This window comes from Nonlabens dokdonensis DSW-6 (assembly GCF_000332115.1).
Classification (GTDB): domain Bacteria; phylum Bacteroidota; class Bacteroidia; order Flavobacteriales; family Flavobacteriaceae; genus Nonlabens; species Nonlabens dokdonensis.
The window spans coordinates 1,766,369-1,781,680 of the sequence record NC_020156.1; the positions used below are offsets into that span (position 1 = coordinate 1,766,369).

18 protein-coding genes are annotated in these 15,312 nt (G+C 35.4%); 14 read left to right on the forward strand and 4 right to left on the reverse strand.

Annotated elements, in window-relative coordinates:
* Positions 1-3 precede the first annotated feature (3 nt).
* From DDD_RS07805 to DDD_RS07830, 6 genes are all read left to right on the forward strand, one after another.
* Positions 4-747, forward strand: a complete 744-nt coding sequence (locus tag DDD_RS07805; RefSeq protein WP_015362270.1) for a metallophosphoesterase — start codon at positions 4-6, stop codon at positions 745-747.
* A gap of 96 nt (positions 748-843) precedes the next feature.
* Positions 844-2,025 (forward strand): tRNA modification GTPase, encoded by a 1,182-nt coding sequence (locus DDD_RS07810; protein WP_015362271.1) that lies wholly within the window; start codon positions 844-846, stop codon positions 2,023-2,025.
* 151 nt (positions 2,026-2,176) lie between these two features.
* The gene (locus DDD_RS07815; RefSeq protein WP_015362272.1) at positions 2,177-3,319 is read left to right on the forward strand and encodes an SPFH domain-containing protein; all 1,143 of its coding nucleotides are present in this window, start codon (positions 2,177-2,179) and stop codon (positions 3,317-3,319) included.
* A gap of 81 nt (positions 3,320-3,400) precedes the next feature.
* Positions 3,401-3,856: a macro domain-containing protein gene (locus DDD_RS07820; protein WP_015362273.1), complete on the forward strand. Its 456-nt coding sequence runs from the start codon at positions 3,401-3,403 to the stop codon at positions 3,854-3,856.
* A gap of 66 nt (positions 3,857-3,922) precedes the next feature.
* The gene (locus DDD_RS07825; RefSeq protein WP_015362274.1) at positions 3,923-5,020 is read left to right on the forward strand and encodes a hypothetical protein; all 1,098 of its coding nucleotides are present in this window, start codon (positions 3,923-3,925) and stop codon (positions 5,018-5,020) included.
* A 70-nt stretch (positions 5,021-5,090) separates the two neighbouring features.
* Positions 5,091-5,438, forward strand: coding sequence for a hypothetical protein (locus DDD_RS07830; protein ID WP_015362275.1), 348 nt, complete (start codon positions 5,091-5,093; stop codon positions 5,436-5,438).
* A gap of 167 nt (positions 5,439-5,605) precedes the next feature.
* On the opposite strand, the gene hemF is transcribed toward DDD_RS07830, so the two are convergent.
* From hemF to DDD_RS07850, 4 genes are read right to left on the reverse strand one after another with little or no spacing between them, the layout of a single operon-like run.
* Positions 5,606-6,511 carry an oxygen-dependent coproporphyrinogen oxidase gene (gene hemF, locus DDD_RS07835; RefSeq protein WP_015362277.1) on the reverse strand — a complete coding sequence of 302 codons (906 nt, stop codon included), beginning with the start codon at positions 6,509-6,511 and terminating at the stop codon, positions 5,606-5,608.
* Entirely contained in the window at positions 6,508-7,299 is a 792-nt protein-coding gene (locus DDD_RS07840) for an EI24 domain-containing protein (RefSeq protein ID WP_015362278.1), read from the reverse strand. Before DDD_RS07840 ends, hemF begins: the two co-directional genes overlap by 4 nt.
* Positions 7,300-7,309: 10 nt before the next feature.
* The gene (gene hemE, locus DDD_RS07845; RefSeq protein ID WP_015362279.1) at positions 7,310-8,335 is read right to left on the reverse strand and encodes a uroporphyrinogen decarboxylase; all 1,026 of its coding nucleotides are present in this window, start codon (positions 8,333-8,335) and stop codon (positions 7,310-7,312) included.
* Positions 8,322-8,984, reverse strand: coding sequence for a uroporphyrinogen-III synthase (locus DDD_RS07850; RefSeq protein ID WP_015362280.1), 663 nt, complete (start codon positions 8,982-8,984; stop codon positions 8,322-8,324). Before DDD_RS07850 ends, hemE begins: the two co-directional genes overlap by 14 nt.
* A 265-nt stretch (positions 8,985-9,249) precedes the next feature.
* Here DDD_RS07850 and DDD_RS07855 point away from each other — a divergent pair, with 265 nt between their 5' ends.
* The 8 genes from DDD_RS07855 (at position 9,250) to DDD_RS07890 (ending at position 15,272) form a co-directional block, all read left to right on the forward strand.
* Positions 9,250-9,834 carry a Crp/Fnr family transcriptional regulator gene (locus DDD_RS07855; RefSeq protein ID WP_015362281.1) on the forward strand — a complete coding sequence of 195 codons (585 nt, stop codon included), beginning with the start codon at positions 9,250-9,252 and terminating at the stop codon, positions 9,832-9,834.
* 56 nt (positions 9,835-9,890) lie between these two features.
* Positions 9,891-10,766 (forward strand): YicC/YloC family endoribonuclease, encoded by an 876-nt coding sequence (locus tag DDD_RS07860; protein ID WP_015362282.1) that lies wholly within the window; start codon positions 9,891-9,893, stop codon positions 10,764-10,766.
* On the forward strand, positions 10,766-11,365 hold the full coding sequence (gene gmk, locus DDD_RS07865; protein WP_015362283.1) for a guanylate kinase: 600 nt from the start codon (positions 10,766-10,768) through the stop codon (positions 11,363-11,365). The genes DDD_RS07860 and gmk overlap by 1 nt, the downstream gene beginning before the upstream one ends.
* Positions 11,349-11,939: a nicotinate (nicotinamide) nucleotide adenylyltransferase gene (nadD, locus tag DDD_RS07870; protein WP_015362284.1), complete on the forward strand. Its 591-nt coding sequence runs from the start codon at positions 11,349-11,351 to the stop codon at positions 11,937-11,939. The genes gmk and nadD overlap by 17 nt, the downstream gene beginning before the upstream one ends.
* A gap of 193 nt (positions 11,940-12,132) precedes the next feature.
* Positions 12,133-12,789, forward strand: coding sequence for a metal-dependent transcriptional regulator (locus DDD_RS07875; RefSeq protein ID WP_041567025.1), 657 nt, complete (start codon positions 12,133-12,135; stop codon positions 12,787-12,789).
* Positions 12,786-13,571, forward strand: a complete 786-nt coding sequence (locus tag DDD_RS07880) for a transporter (RefSeq protein WP_015362286.1) — start codon at positions 12,786-12,788, stop codon at positions 13,569-13,571. Before DDD_RS07875 ends, DDD_RS07880 begins: the two co-directional genes overlap by 4 nt.
* A 55-nt stretch (positions 13,572-13,626) precedes the next feature.
* Positions 13,627-14,535: a metal ABC transporter solute-binding protein, Zn/Mn family gene (locus DDD_RS07885; RefSeq protein ID WP_041567377.1), complete on the forward strand. Its 909-nt coding sequence runs from the start codon at positions 13,627-13,629 to the stop codon at positions 14,533-14,535.
* Positions 14,535-15,272, forward strand: a complete 738-nt coding sequence (locus DDD_RS07890) for a metal ABC transporter ATP-binding protein (RefSeq protein WP_015362288.1) — start codon at positions 14,535-14,537, stop codon at positions 15,270-15,272. Before DDD_RS07885 ends, DDD_RS07890 begins: the two co-directional genes overlap by 1 nt.
* The last annotated feature ends 40 nt before the right edge of the window (positions 15,273-15,312 follow it).

Below are 15,312 nucleotides of genomic sequence, written 5' to 3' on the forward strand. Positions count from 1 at the left end.
TAAATGAGAACCATTACCATAGGAGACATACACGGCGGTTACAAAGCGCTCGTTCAACTCATAGAAAAAATAGATCTGAAAGATGATGATTTACTAATATTTTTGGGAGATTATGTAGACGGCTGGTCACAAAGTTATGATGTAATTGATTTTTTGATCTCGCTTTCGCGAAAGCGGAAACAAAATAAGCAAACACCACCCATTTATTTAAGAGGAAATCATGATGAATTAGTAGTTACAAATTTGCTTGCTAAAACACCGCATCCTATGTGGTTAAAACATGGTGGAGAAAGTACATTAAAAAGCTATACAAATAGGAGTGAAGAAGAGGTAGAAAGACATTTTAAATTTCTCAAAAATGACTTGCTTAATTTCTATGAATATGATGGCAATGGTTTTTTTCATGCCGGATTTCATAATTTAAAAGGTCCGCATTACGAATACTATTCTAATATCACGTATTGGGATCGTACTTTATGGGAAATGGCTCTTGCTTTAGATAATACATTAGATATAGAAAACGATCGGTATCCTAATAGATTGAAATTATATAAAGAAATTTTTATCGGTCACACACCTACGCATCGCTGGGATGAATATGAGCCTATGAATGCAGCAAATGTTTGGAATCTTGACACAGCAGCTGCTTACAAAGGACCATTAACTGCAATGTGCGTAGAATCAAAGGAAATCTGGCAAAGTGATCCAGTACATACCTTTTATCCAGATGAGAATGGTAGGAATTAAATTACCTTTGGTCTTACCCATTCAATAAATCTATTATCTGCTTTAGCTCGACTCAATGATTTAATCAACCTTTCTATAATTTTATTCTCTTATTCAATGAAAAATATTCAAATCCTTTTTATAATTCTTGCAGTTTATTTCTCTCAACAGGCCTATGCTCAAATTTCCTTTAAAAGAGGATACTTTATTAATAATTCAAATCAAAGAACGGAATGTTTGATTAGGGATGTAGATTGGAAAAACAACCCCACTGAATTTGATTACAAGAGTTCTGATAATGATGTTACAGAAGTAATCACTATGAACAACGTTAAAGAATTTGGAATTTATGATATTTCAAAATACGTTAGATCGCAAGTTCAAATTGACAGATCCAGTAGCGTTTTTAATTTAATGGATAACAATAAAGAACCAAATTTTAAAGAGGAAGAAGTGTTTCTAAAAGTGCTCTTGGAAGGAGATGCTAACTTATATTCCTATAACGATAAAAGCTTAAATAGATATTTTTTCAATATTGGTTCAAATGATATATCTCAATTAATCTATAAAAAATATAAAACTGTTGAAGATGAAATAGGAACCAATAATGATTTTAGAAGACAGCTATTTATAGATCTTAAATGTTCCACGATCTCAGTAAATGATGTGGAAGACTTAGGTTATTATAAAAGCGATCTTTTAAAGTTATTTAAAAAATATAATAGCTGTAAAGAATCCAGCTATGTTGTTTACGGTAAAAAGAAAAATTCTAATCTAATTCACCTTAACGTAAGACCAGGTTTAAACAGCTCTTCTTTATCCATTAAAAATGATCTCGCAAACTCAAGAGATTTAGATTACGGTACTAAAACAACAGTACGGATAGGATTAGAATTAGAATTAATTCTAGGATTTAATAATAATAAATGGGCGATAATACTAGAGCCTACTTATCAATACTACAATTCTGATCCAGACATTCCTAATCGTTCCAATACCGAGGCAAACTACCAGTCTATTGAGTTTCCTATAGGTTTGAGGCATTATTTATTTTTAAATGAAAAATCAAAAGCCTTTGTAAACGGTTCTTTTCTTTATGATTTCCCATTAGACTCGCAAGTTAGAAGGCTAGATGTTTCTTCTGATTTTAATCTGGCATTTGGTATAGGGTACAAATATAGCGACACCTATAGTTTAGAATTACGTTACCATACAAGTCGTGACCTATTAAGAGATTTCCCTTCTAATGAATCAGATTACAATACTATATCTATCATCTTTGGGTATTCCATTTTTTAAAAGCTCACTAAAATTTATTTCCTTAGAATAAATTGTAACGTTAGTTGCTTAATGCATACGTATAAAGAGGTGTGAGAATTTATTCCGCTTTCGCGAAAGCGAGATTATTCTAAAATTACTACCTTAGAAACCTAATTATAAAACAACAACCATGGGCATATTTGATAAAATTAAGGAAAAACTAAGTCATGAATTTATTGACATAGTTGAATGGCTAGACTACACAGACGATACCATTGCACATAGATTTGAGCGCTATCAAAACGAGATTAAAAACGGAGCAAAACTAATCGTAAGAGAAGGTCAAATGGCCGTTTTTATAAATGAAGGTCAGTTAGCAGATGTTTTTAAACCAGGAACCTACGACCTTACAACTCAAAACCTACCTATTCTTTCTACCTTGAAAGGATGGAAATATGGATTTAACTCGCCTTTTAAAGCTGAGGTCTATTTTGTAAACACAACTTTATTCACTGACGAGAAATGGGGAACTAAAAATCCTATTACGTTAAGTGATGATCGTTTTGGTCTTGTTGAAATACGTGCCTTCGGCACCTATGCTTTTAAAATTGAAGACGCTGGTAAATTCATCATAGACATTGTAGGAACCGATAATAATTTTACCAACTTTGAGATTAATGAGCATCTTAAAAGTTTAATTGCTACACGATTTACCGATACCGTAGGAGAAGCAAATCTTCCTATTGAATTATATGCAGCAAACACTTCTGAGCTTTCTGAGACTTGTCAAGAAGTAATGAAGCCAGAGTTTTCTAGCGTAGGAATTTCTTTAGAAAAATTCTATATCGAGAATGTTTCTATGCCAGAAGAACTCAAGAAAGAGATTTTTGAATACAGTCGTCTGGATAAAATTGATCTTGATAAACTGACTCGATTTAAAACTGCCAAAGCCATAGAAGCAGCTGCTCACAATGAAGGAGGAACTGCAGGCGCAGGAATGGGAATGGGAATGGGATTTGCACTTGCTCAACAAATGGGAGGAATGATGTCACCACAAATGGGACAACAACAGCAAATGCCACAACAACAGCAAAATCAACCGGCCGCAATGCCGCCACCTATGCCTCAGGCAGTGCAATATTTTTATGCTTTGAATGGTGCGCAATCTGGACCAGTATCTTATGAACAACTGCGATCTTACTTTGCTAGTCGTACGATAAATAAAGATACCTTAGTCTGGAAAGCTGGTATGGAAGGCTGGAAGGCGCTAAGCGATGTAGAAGAGTTGAAAGGTTTCCTAGGAGGCAATACTCCGCCGCCATTGCCTATGTAAAATTTTAAATGATACTGTGTAAATTCTATTTATCTATTTATCTATTTTCTGTAACACTAAAAGAAAAAACAAAGCTGCGATTTGAAAAAAGTAAAGGGAGATTTAATTGAGTTGGCAATCAGTGGAGAATTTGATTTAATAATTCATGGCTGCAATTGTTTTTGTACCATGGGTGCAGGGATTGCCAAAAGTATAAAAGAGAAATTCCCAGAGGCTTACAAAGCCGATTTACAAACAACAAAAGGTGATCATACAAAACTTGGTACGATCACGTTTGCTGAATCGGAAACATATAATGGAAAATTAATTGTGATTAATGGATATACTCAATTCAACTGGAGAGGAACTGGAAGGAAGGTTGACTATGATGCAATTCGAAAGGTTTTCGGTAATGTCAAACAAAAATTTTCTGGAATGAGAGTTGGCTATCCAGCAATAGGAGCTGGACTTGCAGGTGGTAATTGGAATATTATTTCCAGAATTATCGATCAAGAATTAGAGGGAGAAGATCACACTTTTGTAGATTACAAGAAATAATATGCAAAAAGGTAATCAGTAATTCACATCCATTATATTAAAAAACCTTGTAACTAATAAAACTGTTTGAAAGAAACCAATTCCATAAATTCCGAACGTAAAAAATCCTGTGTCAATTGTGGGGCAGAGCTCACTTATGAGCCAGGCACGGATTTGATAACTTGTGATTATTGCGGTCATAAAGAGGTGATCGAAGAGTCGCAACAACCTTTTCAGGAATTAGAACTTAATAAATACATGCAGGAAATGGGTGCGCAATCGCACTCTATGGAAATCACCATGTTGCATTGTAAAAACTGTGGTGCAAATCAGCATATAGAAGAAAGTTATAAATCTTTGCACTGTGTCTATTGTACCATGCCGCTTATTGTAGAAGATGCTTATAAAGATGACTGGATCTTGCCAGGTGCAGTAATTCCGTTTGCTTTTAAACAAGATAAAGCACATCAAATATTTAAGAAATGGGTTGCTGGTTTATGGTGGGCACCTAATAATTTGCAAAGAGCCAGCCTTAGTGCCGAAAATACAAAAGGTCTTTACGTTCCTTATTGGACTTTTGATGCTGAATTAGATGCACAATACACTGGTCAGCGAGGAGAATATTATTATGTAACACGAACTACAGGTTCTGGTAAAAACAAAAGAACCACAAGAGAGCGTCGTACGAGATGGTATCCAGCGCAAGGTGCGGTTGCTGGTTTTGTAGATGACACACTTGTAAAAGCATCAAAACAAAAAGGTGGGCAAATACCATCTAAAATAGCAGCATGGAACCTAACCGATCTCAAAACATTTGACACCAGATTTCTTGCAGGCTACGTGACTGAAAAATATACCATACCACTTAAAGACGGGCATGTCGATGCAAAAGAGAGAGCGAGAGAAATAGCGAGTAATTGGGTGAGACGTGATATAGGTGGCGATACCCAGCGCATTAGCAGTTTAGCTATGCAATTGAGTGAAGAAACTTTTAAACACATTTTATTACCGGTTTACATAAGTTCTTACAAGTTTAATAGCAAGCGTTATAATTTTTACGTGAATGGTCAGACTGGTAAGATTCATGGGACAAGACCTTACTCGTTCTGGAAGATATTCCTAGCGGTAGTTGCTGCTTTAATAGTAATAGCTGCGGTAATTTACTTTATTGATAGGAACAAGTAGGATGAGGTTTCCGCTTTCGCGAAAGCGGAATTATTCTTATAAAAAATGAATTATCTAAAGTTGATAACTAATGAGCAGATTTATAATTATTGTGTTTTCACTTTTCATTAGCTCAGGTGTTTATGCTCAAAATTACAAAGTAAAAATATCCGAACTAGAGAAGACATTTAGAAAAAGTATTGAGCAAGATTCTAAGAGAAGTATCAGAACGCTTTCAAATCCTTGGGTTATAAATAATACAGATAGTTTATTCTTTAAATCAGATATCGTTAAACTAATAAATCCTAAAACTCAATTTCAATTTGATTTTTGCAAGAAAATAAATTGGTCATTCTATAAAAAAGATAAATTTTATCAGGTTGAATCACAAGATTGTCAAGAACCAACTACTGCCAAAGTAGCAGATGAAAATAGTTGACATTGGATGACTTTATCAAAAACTGAAGCAGGATTAATTTTGAAAATTTATAATTTAAAAGGCTTGGTAAGTCAATATTTAGTTTTGTCAATCAAAAGAAATGATGTAGTAGATGAAATTTTGCTGAAAAGAATGAGTAAAATCTAATTCTGGCTGACTAAAATGATTTATACCCATTCCACAGGTTCTTTTAAGACCTTAAGAAGCTTTTCTTCTTCACTTCCAGCCTCTGGTTGATGATCATAAACCCATTGAACATGTGGTGGCAGACTCATTAATATACTTTCAATGCGACCATTTGTTTTAAGTCCAAACAAAGTTCCCTTATCATGAACTAGGTTAAACTCTACATAACGACCACGACGTATTTCTTGCCACTCTCTTTGCTCTGGAGTAAACGGTAAGTTTTTTCTTTTTTTAACAATCGGGATATAAGCATCGAGAAAATGACTTGCCATATCTTTTTGAAATGCTAACCAATCTTTCATCGAGAACTGCTCGCTTTCACGACAGTAATCATAAAATAAACCGCCTATTCCACGTGCCTCTTCTCTGTGAGTATTGTGAAAATACTCATCGCACTTTTGTTTAAAGAGCTTGTAGTCTGCCACTTGATGTCTGTCACAGACGTCTTTACATACCTGATGAAAATGGCGTGCGTCTTCTTCAAATAAATAGTAAGGCGTTAAATCCAGTCCACCACCGAACCAAGAGTCAACAATAGCTCCCGTTTTATCATACATTTCAAAATACCTAAAGTTAGCATGTACCGTAGGAACCATTGGGTTTTCTGGATGGATTACTAGGCTTAAACCTGTGGCATAGAAGTCTACGTCATTTACTTTAAAGTAAGATTGCATTGCTTTAGGTAAAGGACCATGCACAGCACTGATGCTCACACCACCTTTTTCAAAAACATTTCCATCTTGTATAACTCTTGAAAAACCACCGCCGCCTTCTTTGCGATGCCACTCGTCTTGATGAAAAGTCGCTTTCCCATCTACAGACTCTATTTTAGAGGTGATTGTATTTTGAAGTTCTTTTATAAAATTATAAAACTGTTTTTTAATCATGAAGCGTTGATTTGTGGCTTTTGAGAATCTGAAAGTGATAGGTTTTCTTCTTTGATCATTTCTTCTAGTGTTGCACGAGACGCAGCTGTTACAGAAAATGGTAATACGAGTATAACTCCTAGAACTGGTATAAATAGCATTCCCATAAATACGATTCCTATTCCTATTGCAATTCCTCTATTGCGTTTCACAAAGTTGATGCTATCTCTATATTTAAAGTGCCTTTCTAAGGTGTAATCAATGTTCCCAAAACCAGCGTAATAGGCTTGCACTATAAATGCGGTAATCGTAAATACTATACCTATGACGGGAATAAAGCTTAATAATAATAGAGGTAAAGTGATAAGAAGTTCATAGGCTATATTGCGCAGGTTAATGCGCACTCCACGCCATAACTGCTCCATATTTGTAGTGTCTCTATGTTGAATATGATTTCTCGCTTGCGGATAATAGTGTTGTTCAACACGTTCTGAAACTGGAGACATAAACGGTGCGCTTAACGCCATGACAACGTGTTTATAGAGTATAAATCCAAGAACTAAGATGACTAATACTCCTAGCCAAGTAGCGATTTCAGTAACGGTTTCATTGCCCCATTCCCATATCCAAGCTTTGGCAAAGAATCTTCCCAGATTATCTGATAGCCCATAAGCTGTAAAAAAAACTGCAACCCCAAAAAGAAAACTTATTCCCATGGGAACAAGAAAATACTTCCAAAGCTTTAATTGATTGATAAGCTTTAAACTGTCTTTATAAGAACTTAACCCTTTTAGAATATTTTTGAACATTGCTCAAAATTTATTGGCTATATTCCTTTACTGCATCCACAAATGCTTGTGCATTTTCTACAGGAATATTTGGTAATATACCATGCCCTAAGTTAGCAACAAATCGGTCTTTGCCAAATTCATTGATCATTTGAGTCACCATTTTATTGATTTCGGCAGGAGGCGAGAACAATCTCGATGGATCAAAGTTACCTTGTAGGGTAATATTACCGCCAGACAAGTATCGTGCGTTTCTAGCACTACACGTCCAGTCTACACCTAAGGCGCTAGCACCACTTTTTGCCATGTCACCTAGTGCAAACCAGCATCCTTTACCGAAAACGATTACCTCGGTATGAGGCTTTAAAGCATCAACGATTTGCTGAATGTACTTCCATGAGAATTCTTGATAATCAACAGGTGATAACATGCCACCCCAAGAGTCAAAAACTTGTACTGCATCCACACCATGATTTACTTTTTCTTTTAAGTAAGCAATTGTGGTATCGGTAATTCTTTGTAATAAAGTATGAGCTGCTTCTGGTTGAGTAAAGCAAAATTCCTTGGCTTTATCAAAGTTTTTACTTCCTTGACCTTGCACACAATAACATAAAATAGTCCATGGAGAACCAGCAAAACCTATTAAAGGAACACGATTGTCTAATACTTTCTTCGTCATGTCTATGGCATCAAAAACATAATGTAAGGAGTCCTTTACATCTGGTACAACTACTCGATCAAGATCTTTCACAGTTCTAATAGGATCAGGCAACCACGGTCCAACTCCAGCTTTCATTTCTACTTCTATATTCATGGCTTGTGGTATCACCAGAATGTCTGAAAATAAAATCGCCGCATCAGGACCTATTTGATCTATAGGCATTACTGTTATTTCTGTTGCAAGTTCTGGAGTCTGACAACGAGTAAAGAAGTCGTACTTTGCTTTCAGCTTCATAAAGTCTGGCAAATACCTACCTGCTTGTCTCATCATCCATACTGGTGGACGTTCTACTTCTTCTCCTCTTAATGCTTTTAAAAAAAGATCATTTTTCAACATTGCGTACTGATTTTATGGCTGTTATTAAAGTGTTTTCTACTGTTTGTTTATTTGCAATCACTATTGTGTCGTAGTAGTTGCGTGCTTCATCTGCTGTTGTGTTTCCTATGCATACTGCAATTAAAGGTTTGTTTTTAGGATTCGCTTTCGCGAAAGCGATAACACCACGAGGACTATAGAAACATACACATGCAAAAATACGATCAAAGCTTTTCATAATGGCAATAGAACGATAAACAAAATGTTCTTTGAAGGCTATTTTTTCGGCTTGAAATAACGCTGGAAGTTGATGTCTACGCTGCTTGCCACATAGATATAAAAACTTTTCTTGTGGATACTTGTTGATCAATATTTTAGCGAGGTCGCTGGCATTATCGGCTACAGCTACAGGTTCAATGTGGTGTTGATTTAAAAGCTGAGCGGTTTTCTCACCTACACAGGAAATATGCTCCTGCATTATTTTATACTTTAAAAGTGCAGGAATGGCATTTTTACTCGTAATAATAACGTGAGTGAAATCATCGTGCGCTTCAAAACTAACCGGTTCAATTTTAAGGATATCAAAATGAGTAATGCTCAGTCCCGAATTTAAAATCAATTCTGTTTGAGAATCGGTCAGTAGTTTGGTAGATAAAATACTGTTTATCATTTAATTAATTAGTGATTATGAATTTTGAAAAATAAATGAATAAGGTTTGTAAACTGTGAAATTACTGTCAAAATAGATAAAAAGACATCGTTAAACTGTTAATAAGACAAATGATTAATCACACCTCATCACTTTTTTCTGTTATTTACCGATTATTCACTTTATTTTTTTGAAAAATTAGCTGTTAATATTCATAAAATTTTGTTTAAGACTTATAATCTGCGATATTTACTAGTGAAAAGAGTAAAAAACAGAATCAATTAAAATGGAATTACCATCATTTCTTCACGATCTAACTGGAGAAGGCGATAAGCCATCTTTAGAATATGCTAATGAAATATTCAGTATGCTTGAAGTAGTAAAAATGCGTAAAAAGCAGGTATTATTACATTTAGGCGAAGTAGCACATAGTATATATATAGTTAAAACAGGGATTTTAAAAGGAAGCCTTAAAGATGAGGACGGGAATATGCATACCATACGTTTTGTCGCCGAAGGAAACGTCATGACCGCTATGTATAGTTTTGTAGATCAAAAACCTTCTAATTTACAAATCGAGTGTATCGAGTCTGGAGAGGTCTTATGTTTTAAACATCAAGACTTTGAATATATGAGTAAGTTATATTCAGGCTTGACACCGGCGTTTCATAAAATTATGTTGAAGCGCTATCACGACATGGTAGAAGAAAAATCACGTATGATAGGAGACGATGCTACAACTAGATATAAGAAATTTATAGTGCGTTATGCGCCTATAGTTGATCGGCTACCGCTCAAAGAGATTGCTTCATTTTTAGGTATACGACAACAATCTTTAAGTAGATTAAGAAGTAAAATGGACGCTAAGTAATTCCTACGCGGGCAACTGTTTTCTTAATCATTATCTTTGCAAAAAAAAGTTAGAGAATGGTTACTTCTATGACAGGCTACGGTAAAGCTGTCAATCAATTATCAGATAAAAAGATCACTATAGAGATCAGGACACTTAATAGTAAGAACCTAGATCTTAACATGAGAATTCCTTCAATATACAGACAGCAGGAGTTGCCGCTTAGACAGCTGGTTGCAAAATCTTTATTGCGTGGTAAGGTAGATTTTTCTGTTCATGTGGAGCAAACTGGCCTAGCGTCTAACTCTAAACTCAATCTAGAGATAGTAGAAAGTTACATGAGGCAAATGGCAGAGATCGAAGGAATCGATTACAATGATCCTACTCAGAAAATACAGCTTCTTGATATCGCTACTAAGTTTCCAGATGTTTTTGCGCAAGAAAGTAAGGAGATTTCTAAAGAAGACATTGAGTTTATAGAGAACACTGCTCACGATGCCATCAAGGCTGTACAGCAGTTTAGAAAAGATGAAGGTGATAACCTAGAATTAGAATTCAATAAAAGGATAACAAATATTAAGGTGTTACTTCAACAAGTGATTGAAGAGGACACAGTGAGATTAAGTGAAGTAAGAACTAGACTGGAGAAAGCCATTTCAGAGATTAAGGAAAAGGTGGATCAAAACAGATTTGAGCAAGAATTAATTTACTATCTAGAAAAATACGACATCACCGAAGAGAAGGTACGTCTAGAAAATCACTTGAGTTATTTTATGGATACTCTAAATATCACAGAATCGCAGGGGAAAAAGCTCGCTTTTATATGCCAAGAAATAGGTCGAGAAGTGAATACGATAGGTAGCAAAGCAAACCATGCTGGCATGCAACAACTTGTTGTACAAATGAAGGACGAATTAGAAAAGATTAAAGAACAACTGCTTAACGTATTGTAATGGAGGTATTACCTAAACTGATTGTTTTTAGTGCGCCATCTGGTGCCGGAAAAACCACTTTAGTGAGGCACTTATTAACTAAAGAAGAATTAAACCTTGCTTTTTCTATAAGCGCAGCTTCTAGAGAGGCGAGAGGTGGAGAAATTGATGGCAAAGATTATTACTTTTTAGGAATCAAAGAATTTAAAAATCGCATACGGGCAAACGACTTTCTAGAGTTTGAAGAAGTGTATCAAGATCAGTTTTACGGTACTTTAAAACAAGAAGTAGAACGTCTTTGGGGCGAAGGTAAAAATGTGATCTTTGATATAGATGTAGTAGGAGGATTGCGTTTAAAGAAAAAATTCCCTAACCGTACGATCGCTATTTTTGTAAAGCCACCATCTATCAACGAGCTTCAAATACGTTTAAAGAAACGCAAAACAGAAACTGCTGAAAAAATTGCTATGCGTGTCGCCAAGGCAAGTACAGAAATGGCTACCGCGCCACAATTTGACGTGATTATTAAAAATGATGATCTTGATGCAGCAAAAGAGCTGGCATACAAAACTGTTCATGAATTTATAAATAAAAAAGTCAGCAATGACGAAGAAGAATAGCATCGGTCTTTATTTTGGTACGTTCAATCCTATTCATATAGGTCATCTGGCTATTGCAAATTATTTAGTGGAAAATAGTGATCTAGATGAAATCTGGATGGTGGTAACACCTCATAATCCTCATAAAAAGAAAAAAACGTTGCTGGATGACTATCAGAGGCTTCATATGGTACATCTAGCTACCGATGATTATGTTAAAATTAAAGCGAGCAATATCGAGTTTGGTTTGCCACAACCTAGTTATACCGTAAATACATTGGCTCACCTTTCAGAAAAATATCCTGATAAGAAGTTTACACTTATTATGGGAGAAGACAATTTGAAAAGTCTTCACAAGTGGAAGAATTATCAAGTGATATTAGAAGATTATTCGATTATTGTTTATCCACGCGTTTCTTCGGGAGACCTACCAGAGCAGTTTATAAATCATTCTAAAATTACAAAGATTGACGCTCCAATCATGGAAATATCTTCCACCATGATACGCAATGGTATTAAAGAAGGGAAAGATTTACGTTACTTTATGCATCATCAGGTACAAAAGTATGTAGAGGAAATGCATTTTTATAAGTAGGTCTCTGACCTTTTCTCTTGTGGTATTTTGAGATTACTAGACTATTTTCCTTCCGCTTTCGCGAAAGCGAGATAACCACTCATTTCATTGATTATTAGAAGTGATTTTAATCATTCTATCTAAAAAATAATTATTTTTAGACAAGGCTAAACTTTAATTTACTCTTAACAAATTAATACTTTACCTTTGCCGAATGCATTCCGTATCAGAAGAAAATTATATTAAGGCTATTTATCATCTTCAAGAGGATCAAGCACTGGTATCTACAAATGAAATTGCTGGACGTATGAATACCAAAGCATCGTCAGTAACTGATATGCTCAAAAAGCTTTCAGATAAAAACCTGGCTGAATATATTCCTTACAAAGGAGCACGTCTGACAGAAAATGGAGTGCGTTGTGCAAATCAAATTATTAGAAAACACCGGCTTTGGGAAGTATTTCTAGTCGAAAAACTTGATTTTTCTTGGGATGAGGTGCATGAAGTTGCAGAGCAATTAGAACATATTCAATCTCAGAAATTAATAGATCAGCTCGATAAGCATCTGGATTACCCAAAGAAAGATCCGCATGGAGATCCTATACCTGATAGTAATGGTAATTATGAGGTGATCAATAAGACGCTCCTTTCTCAATTAACCGCAGGAGATATAGGTACACTTGTAGGTGTTATAGATACTTCGAGTAACTTCTTAAACTATCTAGATAAACATAACATTCAGCTAGGAACACAAATTACTGTTATGGAAAGAGAGGATTTTGATAATTCTTTTACACTTCAAGTAAATTCTGAATTACTTCAAGTCTCTCAACAAATAGCAGATAACCTCTATTTAAAAATAACATCATGATTAAACAATTATTTTTCATTGCATTACTTTTCATAAGTAGTGTATCGCTTGCTCAAACAGACGACATAGGAGCGTTAATTACTGACAGGCCTGACGCAACAGAATCACCTAGTTTAGTGAGGAAAGGTTTTTTACAAATAGAAACCGGTGGTTTTTATACTGATAATGGTGATGATAGTTTTAGAACCAAGGAAATAACCTATAATACCACATTGTTGCGATATGGTCTTTTGGAAAACTTTGAATTAAGGATCGGTTTAGATTATAGATCAACAGAATTTGAATCTAATGGACAGCAATTAGGGGAAAAATTAAATGGAACATCACCACTTTTATTAGGTGCAAAAATAGGAATTGCCGAAGAAAATAGATGGATGCCCAAAATGGCAATTCTCGGACATCTAAGCATGCCTTTCAGTGCAGGATCAGATTATAAACCAGAAAATACAGGTATGGATTTCAGGTTCTCCTTTGATCACACACTTAATGAACGGTCTAGCATAGCCTACAATTTAGGAGCACGTTTAGATGCAGAGAATCCGGAACTAGCCTACTTATATACACTAGCTTATGGATATGATCTCACCAGTAAAATAGGTGTTTATGTAGAGCTCTATGGAGATTTCCCTGAAGATTCAAGCGCAAACCACCTTTGGGACGCAGGTTTCACTTATTTGGCAAACGATGATTTGCAATTTGACCTCACCTTTGGTTCAGGAATTACTGAAGGTCAAAACTTACTTCTCAGTGCTGGTTTGAGCTATAGAATAAGAAAGAAGTAGGATGCAAGTTGAATACCGCTTTCGCGAAAGCGGAACTATAATAAAATCTCTCATTATGAAAAATATAATCCTTCTTTTACTAGTACTATCAATAGTAAGCTGTACAGATAAAAATGAAGAAAACGATATGTTAGAAGTCGTTACCACGACTACGATGATCACGGATCTTGTTGAGAATATAGGCGGCGACCTCATACAGGTCAATGGTTTGATGGGTAGTGGGATAGATCCACATTTATATAAGGCAAGTCAAGGTGATTTTAGAAAATTAGATAATGCAGATGTCATTTTTTACAACGGTTTACACCTAGAAGGAAAGCTGGTGGAGATTTTTGAAAAAATGAACGAGCAAAACAAGACGGCAATAGCTATAAGCAACGGGCTGTATGAGAAAACCCTTATAGGTAGTGAGTATTTTGCTAGTAATTATGATCCGCATATCTGGTTTGATTTGGAGTATTGGAATCAAATTACCAATTATGTGACGGAAAGATTATCAGAATTAGATCCAGAAAACAAGGCTGCTTTTGAGGCCAATCGAGATGCCTATTTAGAAAAATTAAAAGCCTTAAAAACAGAACTCTCTATAAAAGTGGAGGAGTTGCCTAAAGAGAAGCGTATTTTAGTTACCGCGCATGATGCTTTCAATTATTTTGGTAGAACATTTGACTTTGAGGTAGTTGGTCTTCAGGGTCTTTCTACAGCAACTGAAGCTGGCGTTAAGGACGTGCAGCGCATCACTCAATTTATCATAGAAAATGACATCAAAGCAGTTTTTATAGAAAGCAGTGTGCCACGACGTACTGTAGAAGCTTTACAAGCCGCAGTTAAAGATCAAAATCACGAGGTAAACATCGGTGGTGAGTTATATAGTGATGCCTTAGGAAGTGCCGGAACTGAAGAAGGAACTTATATAGGAATGTATAAGCATAATGTGAATACGATTGTTAACGCTCTCAAATAATGGAACAAAAAATTGCAGTTGCCGTAGACGATTTAACTGTTGCTTATAACTATAAGCCAGTACTTTGGGATATAGATTTATCTATTCCAGAAGGCGTTTTAATGGCTATTGTAGGTCCTAATGGAGCTGGAAAATCTACCTTGATCAAATCTATTTTGGGAATTATCGATCCCATAGCAGGATCTGTAAGTATATATGGTAAGCCATATGCAAAGCAACGCGACAAAGTTGCTTATGTACCTCAAAAAGGAAGTGTAGATTGGGATTTTCCTACGACTGCGCTAGATGTGGTGATGATGGGAACTTATGGTGCATTAGGATGGATCAAAAGACCAGGCGCCAAACAAAAAAAGCAAGCTCTAGAGGCACTTGAAAAAGTAGGAATGCTCGCTTTTAAAGGAAGACAAATTTCACAACTTTCTGGTGGGCAACAGCAACGTATTTTTCTAGCGAGAGCATTAGTGCAAAATGCAGCAATCTATTTTATGGACGAGCCTTTTCAAGGAGTAGATGCTACTACCGAAATCGCAATCATCAATATTTTAAAGGAATTACGTAAAGCTGGTAAAACAGTAATAGTTGTCCATCACGATTTACAAACGGTTCCAGAATATTTTGATTGGGTTACTTTTTTAAATGTAAAACATATTGCAACTGGTCCAGTAAAAGACATCTTTAATGATGATAATTTGACTAAAACTTATGGAATTAACTATAAAGTTGCCGTGCAGCAATGATAGTTATGACTTATGAGTTTATGAATATTGAATACTGATC